The organism is Hymenobacter sp. UV11 (genome assembly GCF_004684095.1).
Classification (GTDB): Bacteria; Bacteroidota; Bacteroidia; order Cytophagales; family Hymenobacteraceae; genus Hymenobacter.
The window spans coordinates 74784-94090 of record NZ_SRII01000013.1 but is presented as its reverse complement, the minus strand read 5'-3'; the positions used below and the strand labels follow the sequence as shown (position 1 = coordinate 94090).

Below are 19307 nucleotides of genomic sequence, written 5' to 3'. Positions count from 1 at the left end.
TAAAACTGTTAGTTGTACATGCGGTCGGCGTGCATGGGGCATGCACTGTCAGCGGCAGCATTTGGGCCATCAGCGAGCGCCCGGACGACACGAACATCTCTACGAGAAGTAAATTTGTCTTCATAGATACAGGGCGTTTTAAAGAGGGAGCCTTTTGCTAAGTATTGAGGTTATCTATCTGATTTATAAATTTTTAGGTTGTGTTTTGCCGCGCCGTGTGCAGCCTACAATCCAGTTATTGATGCCGGTTGTTGGGGTAGCCCTAATGTATCTGGTGCGCTACCCTTTCTTATCGGTCCGTGGTCTTGCTGCGGCGATTTATCTGGCAGAAAAATGGAAGAGTATATAGGCGGGCAAGTACGAAAAAAAGGAGAGCCTTATGCATCAGTGGCACCACTGAAAATGGGATTTACTGAGGTGCTCAAGCTATGCAGCACACGTTGAGAAATGGGCTAAAGCCGGATTCCGAGGTGGATGGGCAAGAAGTAGCTCAAGAAATGAGTGGTGTCCAAAAGCTGTGCTTTTTAGGCCCTAGCCAGCCCTGCTGACGTAGCAGCCTAAAAAGCGTATAGCGCTCCCTGAGTAGGTCCAGCGCCCGCAGACGCCGGCAATCTTATGCAGCAGCTTGCGCGCGCCCAGCCGTGCCAGCTGGCACGCTGGCGGCGCTGATACAGGCAATTGGCAGCTTACACCATAGAGCTGGCAGGCGTGGGAAGCTGGGCGGCTCTCAACCGGGAAACGGCCGCCGGAAAGACTTTTTTTTGCGCCGGGCTACCCTGAGCCTCCTTCACCACTCTTAGCATCGTGCGTAAGAGCAGATTCAGGCTCTACCCGCTATCTGGTATGAAAGTACTTTTGCTCAAGCAGCTTGGTCTTGGGCTGTTTGATGCGCTGTTCCGGCGATTGGTCCATGGCGGCTTGGCGACCAGCGGAAGTGCGGCTGGCCTGCTGAAAGGCAGCAAAGTGCCTCGCATGCCTGCTACACCAGGTCAAGACCGTGCTGCGGCCTTGGATGCCGCAGCTCCACTCGCAGCGGGCTACTTTGCCTACGGTTAATTTAAAGGGCAATAGACTACTTGGCAAGTAAGTGAAGCTCTTACCGTAAGCTTACGCCCCATTATTACAAGAACCTCTATCCCGGCGCGGCTACAAGCCAGCCAGCACCTGCGTAGCCGCCCAGTGCCCGGACTCGATGGCGCCATCCAGCCGGCCCCATTCGCTGGTGGACGTTTCGGCCCCGGCCCAGTAGAGTCGGCCCTCCCAGTAGGGCTGGCGCAGCAGGACCGGACCCTGCAAGGGAATCTGGTCGGGTAACTGCTCATCGCCGGGAATACTGGTCAGTGGCTCCTGGCTCCAATCCAGTTCGTGGTAAGCCAACGGATGCAGGGCGGCCGGGCCGAACAAGCGGCCCAATTGCTGCACCACGGCCGCCTGCCGTTGCGCACGCGGCGCATCCCGCAGCGGGTGCAGCGGGGCGAAGAAGCCGAATAAAGCCCCCAGCGGCCCGCTAACCGGGGAGGCATCGTGGATTTCCCCCAGCGGCCCCCGCTGGCTGGCCCCAAAACCGGACCAGCCGTCTGCCCGCCAGAAGGGCGTGGCATACACGGCCACAGCCTTCATCGAATGGGCCATCCAGGTGGGCACGTCCCGCAGGGCCTGCTGCAGCGCCACCGGTAAGCCCGGCGTGAAGTGCAGGCTATGCGCCGCCAAGCGTGGGGGTAGGGCTACGATAACGGCCGAACCCCGGTAAGTGCGCGGAGCCCCTTCGTGCAGGGCCTCCACCACGACATCCGTGTGGCCTGCCGGGGCGTGCAGCTGCGTTACCCGCGTGCAGAGCAGCAGACTGCCCGCTGGCAGTTGCTGAGCCAGCGTGCGGCAAAGCGCACCCGCTCCTCCCGGCAAACGCAGGTAGCCCGCTGAGCCGGACGGGTGATGCGGCAGGCGGTGCGTGTCAGCGGCCGTCTCGTACACCGTGGCGCCAGTGCTGGGCTGCACGAAAGGTTGCAGACCCAGTTGCTGGTATAAAGCCAGCAGATAGGGGTGGTGCGACCACCCCCAGGTGGCACCCAGGTCTAGGCCCTCCCCTTCTGGCGAGCCAGGCAGCGCGGGAACGGCCAGGGTACGCCCGCCCACTCGGTCGCGGGCTTCGAGGACCAGCACCGGGCGGCCGGCCGCGTGCAGAGCCTGGGCTGCCGTGAGGCCCGCCAGGCCGGCGCCAATGATAAGGACCGGCAAAGCCGGCGCCGGGTCTTGTCGCAATTCTTCTGGCAAGGGGTGCATTTTTTTTACAAAGGTCGCCAATCCAACCAGATGACTGGTAGGCCTACCCCGGGGCCGATGGCCGAACGCTTGGTTAGCGCAGCCAATCTGAACCCTGGCTTACTTGTCTGCTCCGAATAAGCTAATTTTTGTAACGAAACTTAACGGAAAAAAGAAGGACATAGAAAAGCATTTTTCGAATTAATAAACTGCTTTGTAAAGCATTATCGTCTTGAAACTGATAATAACAAATACATTTGAAGTATAAATAAGTACAATTTTTTAATAATTTTTATACTCTTAAGTACTCCCCAAACCAACTTCTTTTAGTTTAACTATATACTCGTGATAACTACTTGATAGCCAAACAATATACCCATATCTGAGTAGCGGGCACCTGGATAATCTTTTCCCCACAAAAATGGGGTCCAACTATAACTAGCTTATAACCAACAGCAAAAACCAACCCCCACGTTTGGCTGTGACATAACCGACGGCACTGACCCCATTTTTGTGGGGGAATGCAAAGATTAGGACCCCATTTTTGTGGGGGAATAGAAAAGCTAATGTTGCATTTCCAGCGAATAGAGCAGTATTCTATGTTATTCCCCCACAAAAATGGGGTCGCCGGGACTCACCTGCTGCTCAAAGGGTAACGGGTCCGTTTTGAGAAACAAACTCCTAAAAGAAAAAACTACTCAAGAAACAGTAGTTACTTGTTTAATAAGTTTATTAAGTTTACGGGTGCCATAACGCTCTGTTTTTCAGTAATTTATAAGGGCATTTCCCCACAGAAATGGGGTGACTCCCCCACAGAAATGGGGTGACTCCCCCACAGAAATGGGGTGACTCCCCCACAGAAATGGGGTCAGAAGGGGATAATACCCCCACAAAAATGGGGTGACTCCCCCACAGAATAAAATTAGTTGTGGGGGAATGCACTAAATTGCCTTTGCATTTACTAGGCATCTCCTAACGCACTCATGACCAAAGAGCTTATAACTACTACCAACCCGCTGGTAGTGCAACATAATGCTATGGTAAACGCCGGGTTTACTATGTCAGCGCTGGAGATGCGCTGTTTTTTAGCCATGATTAGCCGCATTGGTCGCGAGGATACGGCCTTGTCAGTATGTCGAATTCCTGTGCGGGAGCTGTGCGCAGATAGCACCAGCAAAAACGTTTACACCGAAGTGCGGGCGATGACGGAAAAGATGGCCAGCCGTTTCCTGCTCCTGGAAGTGCTGGGGCCGAATGGCGAACGCCTGAAAGAGCCTGACATCAAGAACCGGCCACTAATGGGAGCCATTGACTACTTGAAGCGCGAGGGCGTGGTAGAAGCAGTCTTCAATGAGCACCTGAGGCCTTACCTATTAGAGCTCAAGAACAACTTCACCAAGGCCCAGCTAAGCCAGGTACTCAAAATCAAGCGGCCCGCCTCGCACCGCATCTATTGGCTGCTGCGTGAGTACGCCGCTTTTGGCAAGCGTACCGTTAGCGTCAGCGAGTTGCGGCACGTGCTAGGGCTGAAGGACGAATATGCTGACCGCTTCGACCACTTCCGCACCCGAGTGCTTGACCCGGCTCAGGAAGAACTGGCACAAACAGACTTGCCCTTTACCTACGAACTCCTCAAACAGGGGCGCGTTATCACGGAAATCCGATTTCTTTTTGCTCCCACAAGCCCGGCCCTGCCTGAGCTGCTACCCCCAACCGAAGCCTGGGCTACAGCCCTATTAACCGCTGGTGTAGCCGCCAAAAGTCTGGAGACGGTGCGCGAGCGGTTAGTCGACGGGACCTACGACGAGGGCTACATATACTTCGTACTCCAGGCAGTCCAGAAGCAGGTAGATAGTGGTAAAGTAAAAAAACCAGCCGGTGCCATATTCAAGGCTTTAGTGGATGGCTACCTACTGCCTGCCTACCAAAAAGCGCAATTGGCTTCTTCTACCAAGCCAAAGACCAAGTCAAACCAGACGCTTAACAGCCAGCGCAAAAAGCTGCTCAGTGAAATGGAGGATGCTCGTAACAGTTTATCATTCTTCCAAACGTCGTTGCTGTATACCGATGAAACCCGCCCGGCATTTATTATGCAGGTTAAAAGCAAAATTGCCGAGCTCGAGCAGCAGCTACAACAGCTGGAAGCCTAGCCCCTACCCCCCCCCAGGTTACTTAGCTGCTTGTCAACGCTGGCTAGGGATTGCCGACTGGAGGATACCGACTTCAAGAGGGAAAATCCTCAACGAAAGAAGTATATACAAAACAGCTAACCACTCTTGTAATTCTAACAATTGTTAAAATAGTTACTATAACAAAAATTTTAACAGTTTCTACTATAGTAACTATTTTTTTGATGAATCTGCTTTTATCTCAAACACGAATAAGATGGTAAATTAGGCTTGTTGCCTTTAAATCAAAGAGTTAGTAAAGCTACATGTAGGTAACATTATCCGCGCATCTTTTTACTGGTACGAAGTAGCTTTTGCAGCAGCGCATCGGGCAAGGGCTTATCGGCTTCGGGATAGGCCGCCAGCTCCTTTATCAACGCGGCCTCGGTTAGCTCCTTCATTAAGAAGCCAGGTACCCAGTACTCAGCTTGCTTCAGCTTCAGGTACGTTTCGCGGGTTACTGCAGTGGTAAACGATACCCAGACCGTTTGCTCTTCTCCATCAGTGGATACCGACTCGGGAGCTGGGGCCGGGACTGGCTCAATTCGCTCGTTTATGGAAGAGAGTACTTTTTTACCGAAGGTGGGTTTGGTGCTCATAGACGGGTAAGAATTTCGGCCGTGAGGGCGGTATAGTCTTGGGCTCCGGCAGAGTGACCGGCCCAGGTAAAGATGCTTTCCTTCTCAATCTGGGCTTCTACCAGCGCCACATTAGGGCGAATAGTAGTGCGCATAACCAGGGGCCCGAATACAGGGTGGGTCTCCAGAAGGGTTACCATATCCTTCTGAGCACGGCGCCGGTCACTCCGATTGTACTGCGTAAAAAACAACCCCCCTACCTTCAAGTCTTTGTTCAGGCGCTTTTGTACCTGCTGGCAAACGTCAAGCAAACCTACAAGGCCTTCGATACCGTAGTACTCCGGCTGCGCTGGGATGAAAACTGCAGTGGCTGCCGTTAGAGCTGCGTAGGTCAATTTACCGAGACCTCCTGGCGTATCAATCAGGCAGAAGTCGATAGCTTCTACCTCTTCCAACAATTCCTTCAAGGCAAACTCGGCACCCGGCTTCTTGCCGATGCGCTCTTCAGCTTCGGCTAAATCGGGCGAGCTAGGTATCAGGTAAAGCCCTTGCCCAACTTCCTGCACTGTATCCGACAGACTCGCTTGGCCCAGTAGTACGGCATCAAGCCGTTTGCCAGCGGGCGTGGGTAGCGTAAAGCTCTGCGTAAGGTTGCACTGGCTATCGCAGTCCAGCATCAATACACTGTGCCCTTGTTCCCGAAGGGCATGCGCAACGTTTAGACAGCTGGTTGTTTTGCCAGTACCGCCTTTGTGGTTAGCCATTACAATTGTTCGCATGGCACAAATAAAGTCAATAATTTCTATTTAAACAATGTTTACCTTTATAGCCATAGTAACCATAGTAGCCACAGTAACAATTGTTACTGTGGCTACTATGGTTACTATGGCTATAGAATTTTGATTATTAGCATTTTGTGCTAAATAAAATTGAAATAGAATTTCTCACGAAAAACCTTTTCCGCATTGCACTGGATTAAATAATAGAAACTTGTTCCACGGCAGCAATCTTCAAAATTGTAACAATTGTTACAATTTTGAAGATTGCTGCCGTGGGATTATGTGTTGAAAAATATTTGCCGAGCACGCAATGAGCGCATCAAAAAGCGTGGAGAAGCGGAGTTTAATGTCTGCTTAGCTTATCGGAAAGTTGTGCTTTCAGGTAAAATATTTGGCGTAGCTAGTCATAACTTTCTAGCTGCTTGGCGAGCGAATGCAGCAAGAGAGGTGGCCTCGGTTGAAAGTTTGGGACAGAGGTTAAGTGAGTCGCTGCAAAGCGTGGTACTCACCAGACTTGTTTCCGATTCCGAATAAGCAAAAAATGAAGAAAGGCCGTCCTGCCCATCTGGCGTCCGCTTTTACAGCTTGTTAAGGCTGTTTGTTCAGTGAAACATATCCTTTCACTTACTCACGCAATAAGCGCTGTTGGTATTGGTGAGCAGTAGTGGACACGCGCAGTAGGTACAAGCCCGGTGCAAAGTGTAAGGACGCTAGCGTAGCAGTGCTAGTGCCCGGCGGAAAGGCCTGCGCATATACTAACTGCCCTTGCGCATCCACTAGCTCTACGTGCAGTAGGTCCTCGCCCAAGCTACTACCCCCTATATGCAGCTCGGTAGCGAAGGGAATGGGCCACACGGTCAGGGCAGGCCCGGCAGATGCCAGCTGCACCACTATGGCGGGGCTAAAGCTATCGGCCTGGCCGGGCTCTACCAGGCGGAGGCGGTAGTAGAGCAGCGGGCGGCTGGCGGGCGGCACATCCGTGAAGGAATAGCTGCCGCTTGCGAGGCCGCGGGCGGCTACCTGGCCCACCGAATAAAAGTTGCTGCCATCCAGGCTGCGCTCTACTACATAGCGGGTTAGGTGTACTTCCTGCGCTACTATCCAGCTAAGGATTATGCTTCCGCCCTGGGGGGTGGCCCGGAACGAAACCAGCGTGACGGGAAGGGGGGTAGGGGCCGCGGCCAGGCCCAGGCCAAACTGGCTGAAACTGCTGAGGCCGCTCCGCAGGGCATAGCCATCGGCCACGCGGCGGCCGTCACCGTCGTCGGGGCTCAGGGTGCCGCCTCCGGTGCTCCAGTCGGCCGCGCTGGTGCTGGCATCGGGCCGCTTGATAAGGGCAAACAGGTTGTCGGTTAAGCTCCCAAATGGCAGCAGATATGCCCGCACGGCATAGGTGCCGCTGGTGGGCTGGGCGTCGGGCGTCAGCAGCCAGCGGCCGGCGGAGTGCAGGCTGGTGTAGCGCAGGGCGCTGGGGCTGGTGTCGGCACAGCTGAGGCCGGCGTCGGGGTCGGTTTTAGGCCCAAAGCTGGCATCGAGGTAGCGGGTGCCGGCAAGCTCGCTACTCAGCAGGTCGAGGGGGGCATACTGGCCGGCCGTGCCCACCGGGAAGGCATACATGCCGGCATTGCCGGCGGCCAGGTAGCGGCGCAGGGTACCCGCTACGTAGCTCGTGGCGCTACCCCTACCCAGGCTGGCACCGGCCGAGTTGGTGTGCACCCACTTGTAGTTGCCGGTGCTGATAATGCCGGCGGTAAGTATCAGGCTGGTGGCCGATTGAGCGTCGCTTTGGAGCACAAGGCCGGCCGGATTATTCACCACTACCCGGCCAAAGCTGCCTCTCGCAACGGCTTGCGGACTAGTGCCCACGAAGGATACCTGACTGCCGGCCGCCACGTTGGCCGTGCCCTGGTTCAGCCAGTCGCCGCCCACGGCCAGCTCGGCCGCGCTGCTCAGCGTAAGCTGGCCGCCCGCCGCAATGTATAGCGTACCCACCGAGGCACCGGCCGCATCGAGTACCGGAGCCTGAGTAGCGGGCCCCACCGTTACATCGGTAGTAAGAGTGGGCACCGTGCCGCTGGCCCAGTTCTGGCAGTCGAGCCAGCTGGCGGTGGCGCCGCTGCCGGTCCACTGCCCGGCCGGGCCGCTCAGCGGGGCGTCCGTTACCACGGGGTAGGGGCCACTATTAACGAGTGGGGCGCAGCTGTCGCGGTTGGTGGCTACGCTCAGCACCTGGTACTGGGTGGTGGCGGTGCTACCTGGCACCGGGTAATCGTAGGTGGCGCCGGGCACCGCGAGCGTTTCGGTGGTGCCAGCGGTGAGGTTTTTTAGCAATACCGTTAGCGGAAACTGTGCCGCCGCCAGCGTGGTAGGCTGCTGCGTAAGGCGGTCGAGCCCCGCAAAGGTGAAGCGCAGCGCATGCGGCCCCAGCTGCGGGCACACCTGCTGGCTGAGGTAGCTGGCCTGGGGTAGGGACGCGAAGCTCCAGCCGGTAGTGTTGCCTTGGTTATTCGTATTCTGGCCCGCCTCGAAGTAGGCACCGCCCTGGGCCTGGCTGTCGCGCAGGTAGATGTAGCTGGCGCACACTGTGCCGGTGGGCTTGCTCCACACAAAGCTCTGCCCGAAGGTGGTGCTTTGCAGGGTAATGACCTTGGCGCCCGTACCGTTGGCCTGCACCGTAGCGCTGGCCCCAAAGGTGGTGGTAGTGCCCGCCCCAAACTGATAGGTTGAGCCAGGCGCCAGCGTCAGCTGCTGGCTGATGGTGTTGCTACCCGTTACGTAGCTGACGCCCGCCAGCTGCAAGCTGGCAAACGTGCTGCCGCTGCCGCCCACCGTGTGGGTAGCCCCCGTGCCGGTCTGCACTACGTTGTAGCTGAAGCCGTTGCCATTAAAAGCTGCGCCGGTACTCAGGTTGATGGTGGAAGTACCCGCGTCAAAGGTGAGCGAAGCAGGGGTGTTGAGTGTCCACGCCCCGTTGGTGATTTCCACTGCCGAGGCCCCCAGGTATAGGGCACGGGCGGGGGGGGTAGGAGTGCCATCCACGGGGCTGCTCGTGAGGCTGCCCAGCAGTAGCGGCTGGTCGTTGGTGCGGAGGGTACCGGCCGTCAGGGTCAGGCCGCGACCGCCGGTGCGGGGCTGCGTCAACGCATCGGCCAGGGTAAGCGTAGCATCGGGGGCATCAATAGTCAACGCCCCACCGAAGGGCTGGCCGGCGCTGGTGAGCGTGCCGCCGCCCAGCAGCTGCACCTCGCCCAGCAGCTGCTGGCTCATGGCGGGGCTCCAGGCAAGTGAGCCGTGCACGGCCAGGGAGTTGGCGGCCGCCCCGCTGAAGGTGGGGGCATTGGTGACGGCCGCCCAGCTTAGGCTGCGGCAGGTGGCCAGCACGGCATCCTGGGTTACTACCTGCCCCGTAGCAGTAAATGATTGGTTGTCAAGTACTGCGTCGTCGAGCTGATTGGGCACGCAGATGCCGCCGGCCCCACCGCTGCTCAGGGCCCAGTGGGTAGGGTCGCTCCAGCGGCCGGTGCCGCCTACCCAGTACAGGGTGCGCGGCGTGGGTGGGTTGGTAAACGTAATGCCCGAGTTGCCGCCGTTGTCGAAGCTCTGGCTGGCCACCCAGCTAGCCCCCCCCGTGAAGGTGGCGTTGCGTAGCGTGGTGTAGTGCAGGGTCTGATTGGCTACCGCCCCGCCCGCGGGCTTGCTGAAGGTGACCCGCGCCGTGCCCGTGCCGCCGTTGAGGGTGGCGTAGCCCGAGCAGTCGCCCCCCGCTACCAATTGCGCGTCGGCCCCCAGGCGCTGGGTCGAATTATAGAAATTATAGATGCGCCCCGCCGCCAGCGTGAGCTGCTGGGTGAAGTTATTGCTAGCGCTCATGTTGGCCGAGCCGGCAAAGCTGAGCCGGGTAAAGGTGGCCACCGCCCCGCTGCCGGGCACCACCGTGGGCAGCGAAGCCGCCGCAGGGTCCGTAAACTCCACTACGTTATATAGCAGCCCCAGCCCCGCCCGGAAAATAGCCGGCTGGTTGCGGGTCGCGTTCGAGCCCAGGCGAATGGTACTGGTACCCGCATCGAGTGTGGCGCCCGCGGCCACATCCCAGGTGTAGGTAGTGCGCACCCCCACATCGCTGGCCGCCGAGGCAGGCGTCAGGGCCACGAGGCTGCTACCCAGCTGCACGGCCACCGCCGCCGCGCTCACTGGCCCGCTGGCCCCGCTGCCGGTCGTAAAAACCGAGCCCGTGGCGGCGTAGCCACTGGTAAAGCCTTGGGCAGTAATATTCTGGTTATTAGTATTAAACGTACCGGCTTCTACGTATAGCCGCCCGTTGGGCGAAGTAGCGCCGGGCGCCAGCACCAGCGCATCGAGCAAGGTGTAGGTGCAGCCGGGCGCCCGGAAATACGCATTGCCCAGCAGCGGCAGCCCGGCCGTGCGCACGGTAGCCAGCACATTGCCCGCCTCGTGGCCGTAGAATACCAGGTCGGCCTTAAGGGGCAGCGCCAGGCCGCTGCTCAACGTCAGCGAGCCACCAATGCCCAGCTGCTTTTGGCCCAGGTCGGTAGCGGCCGTGCCGAAGGTAGGCGCATTGGCTGCGCCCGTCCAGTCCATATCGCGGCAAAAGGCATTGGGCCCGTCGAGCGTTACCACCTGCCCGCTGCCCGCAAAAGAATTGGCGTCGAAGTGCACGTTGCTGGCCAGGGTGGGTAGGCAGCCGCTGGTGGTGGGCGCGCCGCCGCTGCTACTGGCCCAGTGGTTGGCGTCGTGCCAGCTGCCACTACCGCCTACCCAGTACAACTCACTCATAGGCAAGGCGGTAAAGGTGATGTTCTGGTTGTTGCCCCGGTTCAACGAGCTGGTTGCCCGCACGCTACCCCCCCCGCTAAAGGTGATGTCCTGCACCGCCGCGTAGCTGAGCGTGGTGCTACCCCAGCTGCCGGCCCGCTGCAGCACAGCCGCCAGCCCCGGCACGCTCGATTGCAGCTGGGCCAGTCCCGCGCAGCTGCCCGTAGCCGCTAGCACGGCGCGAGCGGCCAGCGCCAGCGTTTGCCCGCCCGCCGCCCGCAGAATGGCTTCGGGCCCCACGGTGAGTGTGCCCGTGATGGTAGCGCCACTGGTTAGCGTAGCATTTCCTTTCACCACCAGGTTGGTAAACGTAGAGCCCGCTACGCCCAGCGTAGCGCTGGCGCCGGCCGCTACTTCTACGGCGTAGTAGGTCTGGGCCGAGCTAAGAAACGAATAGGCGTTGGCCGTGGCGCGGGGGGTAGGCCCCAGGCGCAGCGTGCTGGTGCCCGCCTCCAGCGTCAGGTTTGCGCCGCTCACTTCCCAGGCATTCACTGCCCCCAGCAGGTTGAAGGTGGCCGCGTTCAGGTAGATATCGCGCACCATCGAGCCGGTGCTCCGCACCCCGTAGCAGGCCACCGTAGCGCTGCCAAAGTCTACGCTGCCGGCCGCCAGCAGCAGGCTGGGCGTGGCCCCGTACTGCACCAGGTTTACGTTGCTGCTAAACGTCCAGCCCCCGGCCTCGCTCTCAAAGCTCAGCCAGCCGTTGATGGGTACTGCTTGCAAATCCAGCTCGTATCCGGCCGCTGGGGCCAGCAGGCGAAAGTTGGCGTTCTGCTGGCCCAGGCCGGCGGCCAGGCGCAGGTTGCCGTTTACTTCTACCGTGCCGCCTGCCAGGCGCATCCCGCTCACCAGCGGGCCGCCCGTCGGGGTGTGCACGGCCCCCGTCCAGTCCAGGTCCTGGCAGGTCACAGTTGCCCCGATGGTCACCGTTTGCCCGCTGGCCGTGAACGAATTACCATCAAAATGCACGTCATCGGTACTCTGGGGTACCTGGGCGTAAGTAGCACTGCCCCCGCTCGTGGTGGCCCAGTGGCTCAGGTCGTCCCACTGGCCGCTACCCCCCACCCAGTAGTAGTCGCTGGCCCAGGCGGCGGCCGGCGCTGCCAGCAGCAGCAGCAGCAGCAGCAGCCCAGCCCGGCGCCCAAGCCTCCGGCTAAGGGTATTCGTACAGATTTTAAACATGGGAGCAAACGGGAGTTTGGGCAAAATGGGGGCAGTTACCCGCAGTACTGCGGGTAGAAAGCAAGGCCAGTAAATGAGGTAGCCAGAGGCGCCTAGCGTAGCGGGCGGCTCTGCCCAGCGCGGCGGCCGGCATCAGGACATAGTTGTTTTTGATGCTGCCAAAAAACGTAAGCGGCCCCAGCGGGGGCAGGGCTGCTGCCAGCGTAGCGCGCTGGGCGGGGGGTAGGGCGCCAGGCCCGCCGGCTGCCCAGCAGCACTGCGAAAACCGCGTTTGCGGCCCAGCTAGCCCGCGCCCTTCGCCCCTTGCTCCACGAATTATCGGTGCCGAGGACGTTGTGCACGTCGGCCCACAGGCTAAGCGCAAAGCGCCTAGCGGGCCTTGTGCCTACCCCCGCGCGCGGCGGCAAGCACAAGGCCCGCTACAACCAGCTTCCGCTTCACAAGGCCCTGATGGCAATGGGCAGTGGCACGGCTCGGGGCAGGCTGCTCAGCACCCGGTCCCGGCTGGGCGCGGCGGCGACTGGGTGCTGGACCCAGCGGCCCACTAGCAGCAACAAAAACAAGAGCCCGGCTGGTAGCAGCCATCCGGTGCGGCGCGTGGCCTCAGCTGCCGGAGCAGCCAGGGTGACAGAAGATAGACTTGGGGGCATAGGAGTTTTTTTTACTACCCATGCCAGAGACGTACCAGCTTTTGCTTTTGAAATAAGCTATTTACAATCAACTACTTGAGTAGGGGTAGGAGGAATTGGCTATCTGGTTTTCAGACGAGTGCTCTGAAAACTGGACCGCTGGCCTAGCCCGGCCCGGCGGCGCGGCGGGCTTCCAGCTCGATAGCCATTTCTGCCAGTACCTGGCGCAGCAGGCGGTCGCTGCTTTCTACCAGGGGCTGCAAGTCGTCGTAGCTAAAATCACCCTCCCAGTTTTCGAGGCTATCCATGAGGGCCACAACCGGATGAATCTGCAGGTGCACCAGGCTGGGGCGCAGCTTATGGGCCGTAGCACGCAGCCCCTGCAGGTTGCCCACGGCCAGGGCACGGTTTAGGTCGCGAATGGCGTTGGCAGTGCCATCGAGGAAGGTTTGCAGCATCGACGCCACAAATTGCTCATTGCCGCGAGCCGTATTGAGCAGAATGGCCAGGTTGTAGCGCGGCGCGGGCGCAGCGGGGCTGGCCCCCGGGGCCGCGCTATCCGCCGCGCCCGCGGCCGGATGCAGCACCCAGTCTTGCACCAGCTGCAGCAGCTCATCCTCGAAGAAAGGCTTCGTCAGGTAGTCATTCATCCCGGCATCCAGGCACTTCTGCTTTTCCCCGTTGAGGGCCGAGGCGGTGAGCGCCACAATGGGGGTAGTGATTTTTAAGTGCTGGCGCAGGTGCCGCGCGGCTTCAAAGCCGTCCATTACCGGCATTTGCACATCCATCAATATCAAGTCAAACTGCTGCTCGCGCACCCGTTCCAGAGCGGCAGCGCCGTGCTCGGCTTCGGTTACTCTCAGCCCTGCGTTAGTCAAAAAAGTCCTGGCCAACAGGCGGTTGTACTCGTTGTCTTCCACTAGCAGCACCCGCCGGCCACGCAGCTCTTGCAGGGTGCCCAGGGCCAGGGTTTTGCGCTGGGGTAGGTCGTTTACGGTGCCAATAGGCAGCGTTAGGCAGAAATAGCTCTCCGTGCCCTGGTGCTTTTCGCTCTCAATGGCCAGCTCGCAGCCCATTAGCCTAACCAGGCTGCGGCTGATGCTCAAGCCCAGGCCAGTGCCCCCAAACTTGCGGCTAACGGAGCTGTCTTCCTGCGAAAACTCTTGAAAAATGTCCTTCAGGTAGGCTGGGTCAATCCCAATGCCCGTGTCGCGTACCGTGAACGACACAATAATATGCCCCTGGAAGTAGCCGGCTACGTCGCAATCCACCGTCACTTCGCCCTTTTCCGTAAACTTTACGGAGTTGCTGGCCAGGTTCAGCAATACCTGCGTAATGCGGTAGGGGTCGCCGATAACGACGTCGGGAATGAGCGGACTAACGCGGGTTACGAAGTGCAGGCCCTTTTCCTCCGCTTTGTAGAGCAGGGTTTTGGTTACCTGCTCTACCAGGCGCACCACGTTGAAGCCCACCCGCTCGATGGTCATCTTGCCAGCGTCGAGCTTGGAGAGGTCCAGGATGTCGTTGATGATAACCAGCAGGTTTTGGGCCGAAGTCGTGATGGCGTGCAGGTAGTTGCTTTGGCGCGGGGCCAGGGACGTTTTAGCCAGCAGCTGGCTCATGCCCAGAATGGCATTCATGGGCGTGCGAATTTCGTGGCTCATGTTGGCCAGGAACTGCTCTTTTGCTTTGGCCGAGTCCTCGGCCTGCTGCTTGGCCTCGCGTAGGCGCTGCTCCAGCTGCTTCTGGTGCGTAATATCCAGGTTGATGCCGATGGTGCCTACCGGCTGCTTATTTTCGTCGTAGAGCGGGGCCGCTCCCACAAACAGCCATTTGCGCTCCCCTTGCTTGGTATTGACTTCCAGCTCATACGAGCCCGTGATGCCCCGCTGCCGGTCAAGCAGCTGGTTACGGAGCGAATCCACCGTATCTGCCGACATAATGAGTGGGTGCAGCGGCTGTCCTAGCAGCTCCTCTGTGGTGTAGCCCACCATCTGTGCGTAGCTCTGGTTGGCGTATTTGACCCGGTAGCCAAGGTCCATTTCCACCAGTCCCAACTGCATATTTTCGATAATGCTGCGGTACTTCTCTTCCTGCCGTTTTAACGCCTGCTCTGCCTTGTACCGCTCGGTGATGTCCTCAAACGTCCACAAGTGTCCGATGCTTTTTCCCCGCTGCCAAATAGGAATGAACGAGAGCTGTACTACCTGGCTGTTGCGCAGGGTCACAATGTTGTCGTAGAATGGCTCGCGGTGAGTGATGGCGCCTTCTACCAGGCGTAAAAATTCCTCTCCGTCGGTGAAGCTTCGCTTGGCATACCGGGCAAGCTGCCAATCGGTGAAACCTACCAACCGCTCGGGCAGCACATCCAGCTCAAACATGCGGCAGAACGAAGCGTTCGTTTGCACGATAAGCTGCTGCTCATCGACCAGCAAAATACCCCGCTGCAAGCTGTTAATGGTAGCCGACAGGCGCAGGGCCGCCGCAATAAGGGCCTCTTCCGACTGCTTGCTGGCCGTAATATCGAGGCTGAGGCCCGTCATCAGGAGTGGCTGGCCCTGCTCGTTGCGCTTGGTGATAAAGCCGCGGCTCAGCACCCATCGATAAGAGCCGTCGTGGCAGCGCAACCGGTGCTCACTAGCAAAAATAGACGTTTGGCCAGAAAGGTAATTATTCCAGTTCCTGAGCATCTGGGGCAGGTCATCAGGGTGGGTGTACACACTGGGGTCGGTGCATACCCGTGGCCAGTCATCCCTGGGGTAGGCCAGAAAGGGGTGTGTTTCCGACGAGAAAGAAAGTGTCTGCGTCTGGCAGTCAAATTCCCACATGCTGTCACTGAGGCCATCAAATGCCAGCCGCTGGCGCAGTTGGCTCTGGCGCGCGGCTTCTTCGGCCAGCTTCAGCTGGGTAATATCCTGCACAATGCCGCTGTACACTGCGCCGTATTCGTCGTGGTAGGAGAGTACCGCATCGCCGCGCCACCAAATGAGCGACCGCCCCGGCACCAGCATGCGGCCCTCAAAATGCCAGGGCACGGTGCTGCCTTCGGCCGTTGCATCAACCACCGACTTCAGCCACCGGGCCTGGTCGTCGGGGTGAATCAACGTGGAAAAACTGTCGGCATCATCAGTCGCTACGCCAAACAGGTCGCGCATTTTAGGGCTGACATACAGCGTACTAAAGCTGCCATCGTTGTTTTTGCGCCAGCGGTAGAGCACCCCGGGCACTTGCTCGGCCAGGCCGCGGTAGCGGCGCTCGCTCTCGGCCAGCGCCAGCTGGGCCCGCTTCTCTTCGGTGATGTCTTCCAGCATGCCCACAAACAGCGGTTGGGCCGGGGCCGGCTGGCGCAGCGGCTGCAGGCGCACCCGCAGCCAGCCCCCCGCGTAGCCAGGGCACGGGTCGGGCAGGTCAAACTGGAAGGACAGATTACCCGCCAGGCCCACTGCAATCAAGGTTTGCGTCGCGCCGTCGAGGGGTGGGCCGCCCAGCAGGCTGGCTAGCGGCTGGCCCAGCAGCTGGGGTAGGCGGCGGCCACAGCGCTTCTGGAAGCGGGAGTTGGCCCAGGTAAGCCGGCCCTGCTTATCGGCCGTAAGCACTCCTACAAACAAGCCCTGCATCTGGGCCACGAAGTTGGGCAGGTCGCCCAGGTGCGGACTGGTAGCCGCCGCCTGGGCAGCGGCCAGCTGGCTGCGCAACGTGACTAATTCGGCATCACGCTGCTGCAGCACGGCCTGCAAGGCTACGTAGGAAGTCTCGGAACACATGGGCGCGCTAAGGAAGGCAAACGGGGGGGTAGGCTATACCTCCCCGTCCTGTATCATCTTGTAAATCGTAGACTTACCTACGTCGAGCTTTTGCGCTACTACCGGCACACTGTCCTGGTATTTGTCCAGGTAGTGCCGCACGATGACGCGGGTGTACTCGCGCAGGGTCTTTTCCGAATCGAGAAAGCCCGCTTCGTGCCCGGCTGGGGCAAACACAATGTCGTCGGGCTGAATCTCCAGGCCGTTGCTGAGCACCGTCGCCAGCTCCACCACCGTCTTCAGCTCGCGCACGTTGCCGGGGTAGGGGTAGGCCTGAAGCTTTTCCTGCGCCGCCGGGTGCAGGGCCAGGGGCGCCTTGTGGTACTCGTGGCAAAACTCATCCACGAAGTGCTTGGCCAGAAACAGGACGTCATTACCCCGGTCCCGCAAGGGAGGCAAAGCCAGTGGCAGCCCGATGACGCGGTAATATAAATCTTCGCGAAAATTGCCGTTTTTAACCTCTGCGGCCAGGTTCTTGTGCGTGGCCGTGATGAGGCGCACATCCAGCCGAATGTGCCCATTGCCCCCTACCCGCTGCAATTCCCGCTCTTGCAGCACGCGCAGCAGCTTGGCCTGAATGGCGGGGTGCAAATCGCCAATCTCGTCCAGAAACAGGGTGCCCCCGTTGGCTTCCTCAAACTTGCCAATCTTGCGGGCCACGGCGCTGGTAAAGGCGCCCTTCTCGTGCCCAAACAGCTCGCTTTCCAGCAGCTCGGCCGGAATGGCCGCCATATTCACGGCCACGAAGGGCTTTTTGTGCCGCCCCGATTTCATGTGAATAGCCTTGGCTACCAATTCCTTGCCCGTGCCCGTTTCGCCGGTGATGGACACGTTTATCGGCGTTTGGGCGGCTTTCTCCATGAGCCCAAACATGCCCTCAATGGCTGCGCTGTGGCCCTTTAGGATTTTGCTGAACTCGTACTTGCTTTGGAGCTGCTCTTCCAGGCTCTTCACCCGCTCGCGCAGGCTGCTGGTTTCGCGCAGTTTTTGAATGGTGTTCCAAAGCAGGTCCTTTGTGTTGTCATCCTTAACCAAATACTCCGTCGCCCCCGCCTTGAGCAGCTCTATGGCTGTGGTTATCTTGCTTTGCGCACTGATAATGATAACGGGTATCTCGGGCCAGCGCTGGCGCAGCCTAGCCAGCAGCTTATCGCCGCTGATGTCGGGGAGCGAAAAGTCAATGGTGACCACATCGGGTTGTAAGTGCATGTTATTCAGGCACTCCTGCCCATTATTCCATAGCATTACGGTGTCTTCCTCGTTGAGGGAAAGATGGTAGTGTAGTAGCTGGCCGTACCACGGGTCATCTTCCACAATAAAAATAGTAAAGGGTTTCTCCATTCTGGCTAAGCTACTCTTTTATGTAAATACTTGAAAATCAGTGATTGCAGGACTGTTGCCAGCCCCGAAGACCACCGATATAGGGGTTGCTACCCTACCCGTGCCACTAGCACCCAGTGCTAACAGGCGGTTGATTTACAGAAAAAAGCCAAAAAGGTGAAAGACGCTTTGCTGGGGTGGCGGTTAAAGCCAGGGGCATAAAATACCCAAACACACACGAAAGAAAACCCTGAACTAATAGTTTGTAAAAATTGCACTTTAGCATTAGTAATAGTAGCCTTGTATTAATTGCCGGGTTGCAAAGGCGACCCAACTTAGCAAAGATAACTATTCCGTAAAGAAAAGTTGATTCAAACAATATTTACAGCTAAAATTTATGTTTTATGTGACTTTTGCACTATTAGTAAAACGAAAGTCCAGGCCCGGTTTTATAACAGGCCTGGCACGGAATAGAATAGGATTATTCAGCAATAACGAGGATAGGCTATTCTTAAATTACTGCTCTTCTTCGTAAAACATTCGGAGGGCATTGTACTGCCCAAGCTGGTGTTTCACCAGCTCGGTATTGGGCAAATAGCTGAGCTGCGGGCGTAGGCCGGCCTTAGCATGGCCGGGCACGGCGGCCGATACTTGCTGAATGAGGAAATTATACTTCCGGGCGATGACGGCCCAGTTGTAGCGGCGCTCGGCAATGGCGCGCATTTGCAGGCCCCGGCCCTTCCAGGTGCTGATACTGGTGGTGTTGATGTGGCGCTTCAGGGCGGCCTTATCGGCAAAGTACAGCGCCTGGTGCTCGGTAGTGGCTTTGTTGAACGAAACGTCGAAGGCCAGCACGGGTAGGCCCAGACTCATGGCCTCTACCAGCGACGGGTTGGTGCCGCCGGCGCTGTGGCCGTGCACATACACGCAGCAGTTGCTGCGCAGCATATCGAGCTGCGTCTGGTCGTAGATGGGGTCGAGCAAATGCAGATTGGGGTAAATGCTGTACTGCTGGCGCAGCTGGCGGCCGTAGGCGCTGTTGTGCCAGTTGCCCACCAGCACAAACGGGTAGCTCGGCAGCTCGGCAAAGGCCCCGAGCACGAGATGCACGTTGTTTTCGGGCTCGATGCGGCATACCTTGAAGGCGTAGGGCTGCGCCAAGAAGGAGTACTGCTGCCGGTACGCCTCCGTAATGGGCTGCGGCTGAGCGTGGTCGCCGCCGTACTCAATTACGCGGCTGCGGGTGCTGTAGGCGCGGGCCGTGTAATTCTGAATCGCGTCGTTGTCGGAAATATCGGCGTGCGAGAAACGCACCGCCAGCTGCTCCGACCAGCGCAAAAACCACTTGGCGTAGCGGTTCCACTTGTCGCGCCGCCACTCTATTCCATCAATGGAAATGATAATCTTCTTAGTGGTAAACCAGCGCACAAAGGGCAGCAAAATGCCCCCCGGCACCCCCAGAATGAGCAGCACATCCGCAAAAAACAGGGCGTGCAAAATAGACAGGCAGTCGTAGACTATGCTCTGGGCCCCGTTGGCCTGCAAGGGTAGGTACACCAGCCGGGCGCTTTCGTAGTGCGAGCGGCGCTCGGCCTTGGGGTACTTCTTGCCGCTGCAATACACCGTCAGCTCGTGCTCGTGGTGCAGGTGCTTAACGAGGTAGGCTGTCAGGGTTTCGAAGCCGCCGTAGCAGGCGGGCAGCCCTACGGTGCCAATGATGGCGACTTTCTTGCGGGGGGTAGGGGTAGGCATAGGG

The 19307-nt window shown here is 58.7% G+C and carries 10 protein-coding genes; 3 read left to right on the top strand and 7 right to left on the bottom strand.

The features are described from left to right. Positions 1-843 precede the first annotated feature (843 nt). Positions 844-1056: a hypothetical protein gene (locus E4631_RS21415; RefSeq protein WP_133657045.1), complete on the top strand. Its 213-nt coding sequence runs from the start codon at positions 844-846 to the stop codon at positions 1054-1056. Between the two features lie 90 nt (positions 1057-1146). Here the strand turns inward: E4631_RS21415 and E4631_RS21410 are convergent, their stop codons facing one another. Next, positions 1147-2280 carry an NAD(P)/FAD-dependent oxidoreductase gene (locus E4631_RS21410; RefSeq protein WP_133657044.1) on the bottom strand — a complete coding sequence of 378 codons (1134 nt, stop codon included), beginning with the start codon at positions 2278-2280 and terminating at the stop codon, positions 1147-1149. Positions 2281-3242: 962 nt separating this feature from the next. On the opposite strand from E4631_RS21410, the gene E4631_RS21405 reads away from it, so the two are divergent. Next, entirely contained in the window at positions 3243-4409 is a 1167-nt protein-coding gene (locus E4631_RS21405; protein ID WP_133657043.1) for a replication initiation protein, read from the top strand. Between the two features lie 296 nt (positions 4410-4705). Here the strand turns inward: E4631_RS21405 and E4631_RS21400 are convergent, their stop codons facing one another. Next, positions 4706-5026, bottom strand: coding sequence for a hypothetical protein (locus E4631_RS21400; protein ID WP_133657042.1), 321 nt, complete (start codon positions 5024-5026; stop codon positions 4706-4708). Then, on the bottom strand, positions 5023-5784 hold the full coding sequence (locus tag E4631_RS21395) for a ParA family protein (RefSeq protein ID WP_133657041.1): 762 nt from the start codon (positions 5782-5784) through the stop codon (positions 5023-5025). Before E4631_RS21395 ends, E4631_RS21400 begins: the two co-directional genes overlap by 4 nt. A gap of 282 nt (positions 5785-6066) precedes the next feature. Here E4631_RS21395 and E4631_RS26305 point away from each other — a divergent pair, with 282 nt between their 5' ends. Continuing rightward, complete coding sequence (locus E4631_RS26305; protein WP_205704287.1) at positions 6067-6318, top strand: hypothetical protein; 252 nt, start codon at positions 6067-6069, stop codon at positions 6316-6318. Positions 6319-6408: 90 nt separating this feature from the next. Here the strand turns inward: E4631_RS26305 and E4631_RS21390 are convergent, their stop codons facing one another. The 4 genes from E4631_RS21390 to E4631_RS21370 form a co-directional block, all read right to left on the bottom strand. Next, positions 6409-11799, bottom strand: a complete 5391-nt coding sequence (locus tag E4631_RS21390; RefSeq protein ID WP_133657040.1) for a T9SS type A sorting domain-containing protein — start codon at positions 11797-11799, stop codon at positions 6409-6411. 793 nt (positions 11800-12592) lie between these two features. Beyond that, positions 12593-16192, bottom strand: a complete 3600-nt coding sequence (locus tag E4631_RS21380) for a PAS domain S-box protein (protein ID WP_133657038.1) — start codon at positions 16190-16192, stop codon at positions 12593-12595. Positions 16193-16225: 33 nt separating this feature from the next. Next, complete coding sequence (locus E4631_RS21375; RefSeq protein ID WP_133657037.1) at positions 16226-17572, bottom strand: sigma-54 dependent transcriptional regulator; 1347 nt, start codon at positions 17570-17572, stop codon at positions 16226-16228. A gap of 495 nt (positions 17573-18067) precedes the next feature. Next, complete coding sequence (locus E4631_RS21370) at positions 18068-19303, bottom strand: DUF1972 domain-containing protein (RefSeq protein ID WP_133657036.1); 1236 nt, start codon at positions 19301-19303, stop codon at positions 18068-18070. Positions 19304-19307: the final 4 nt, after the last annotated feature.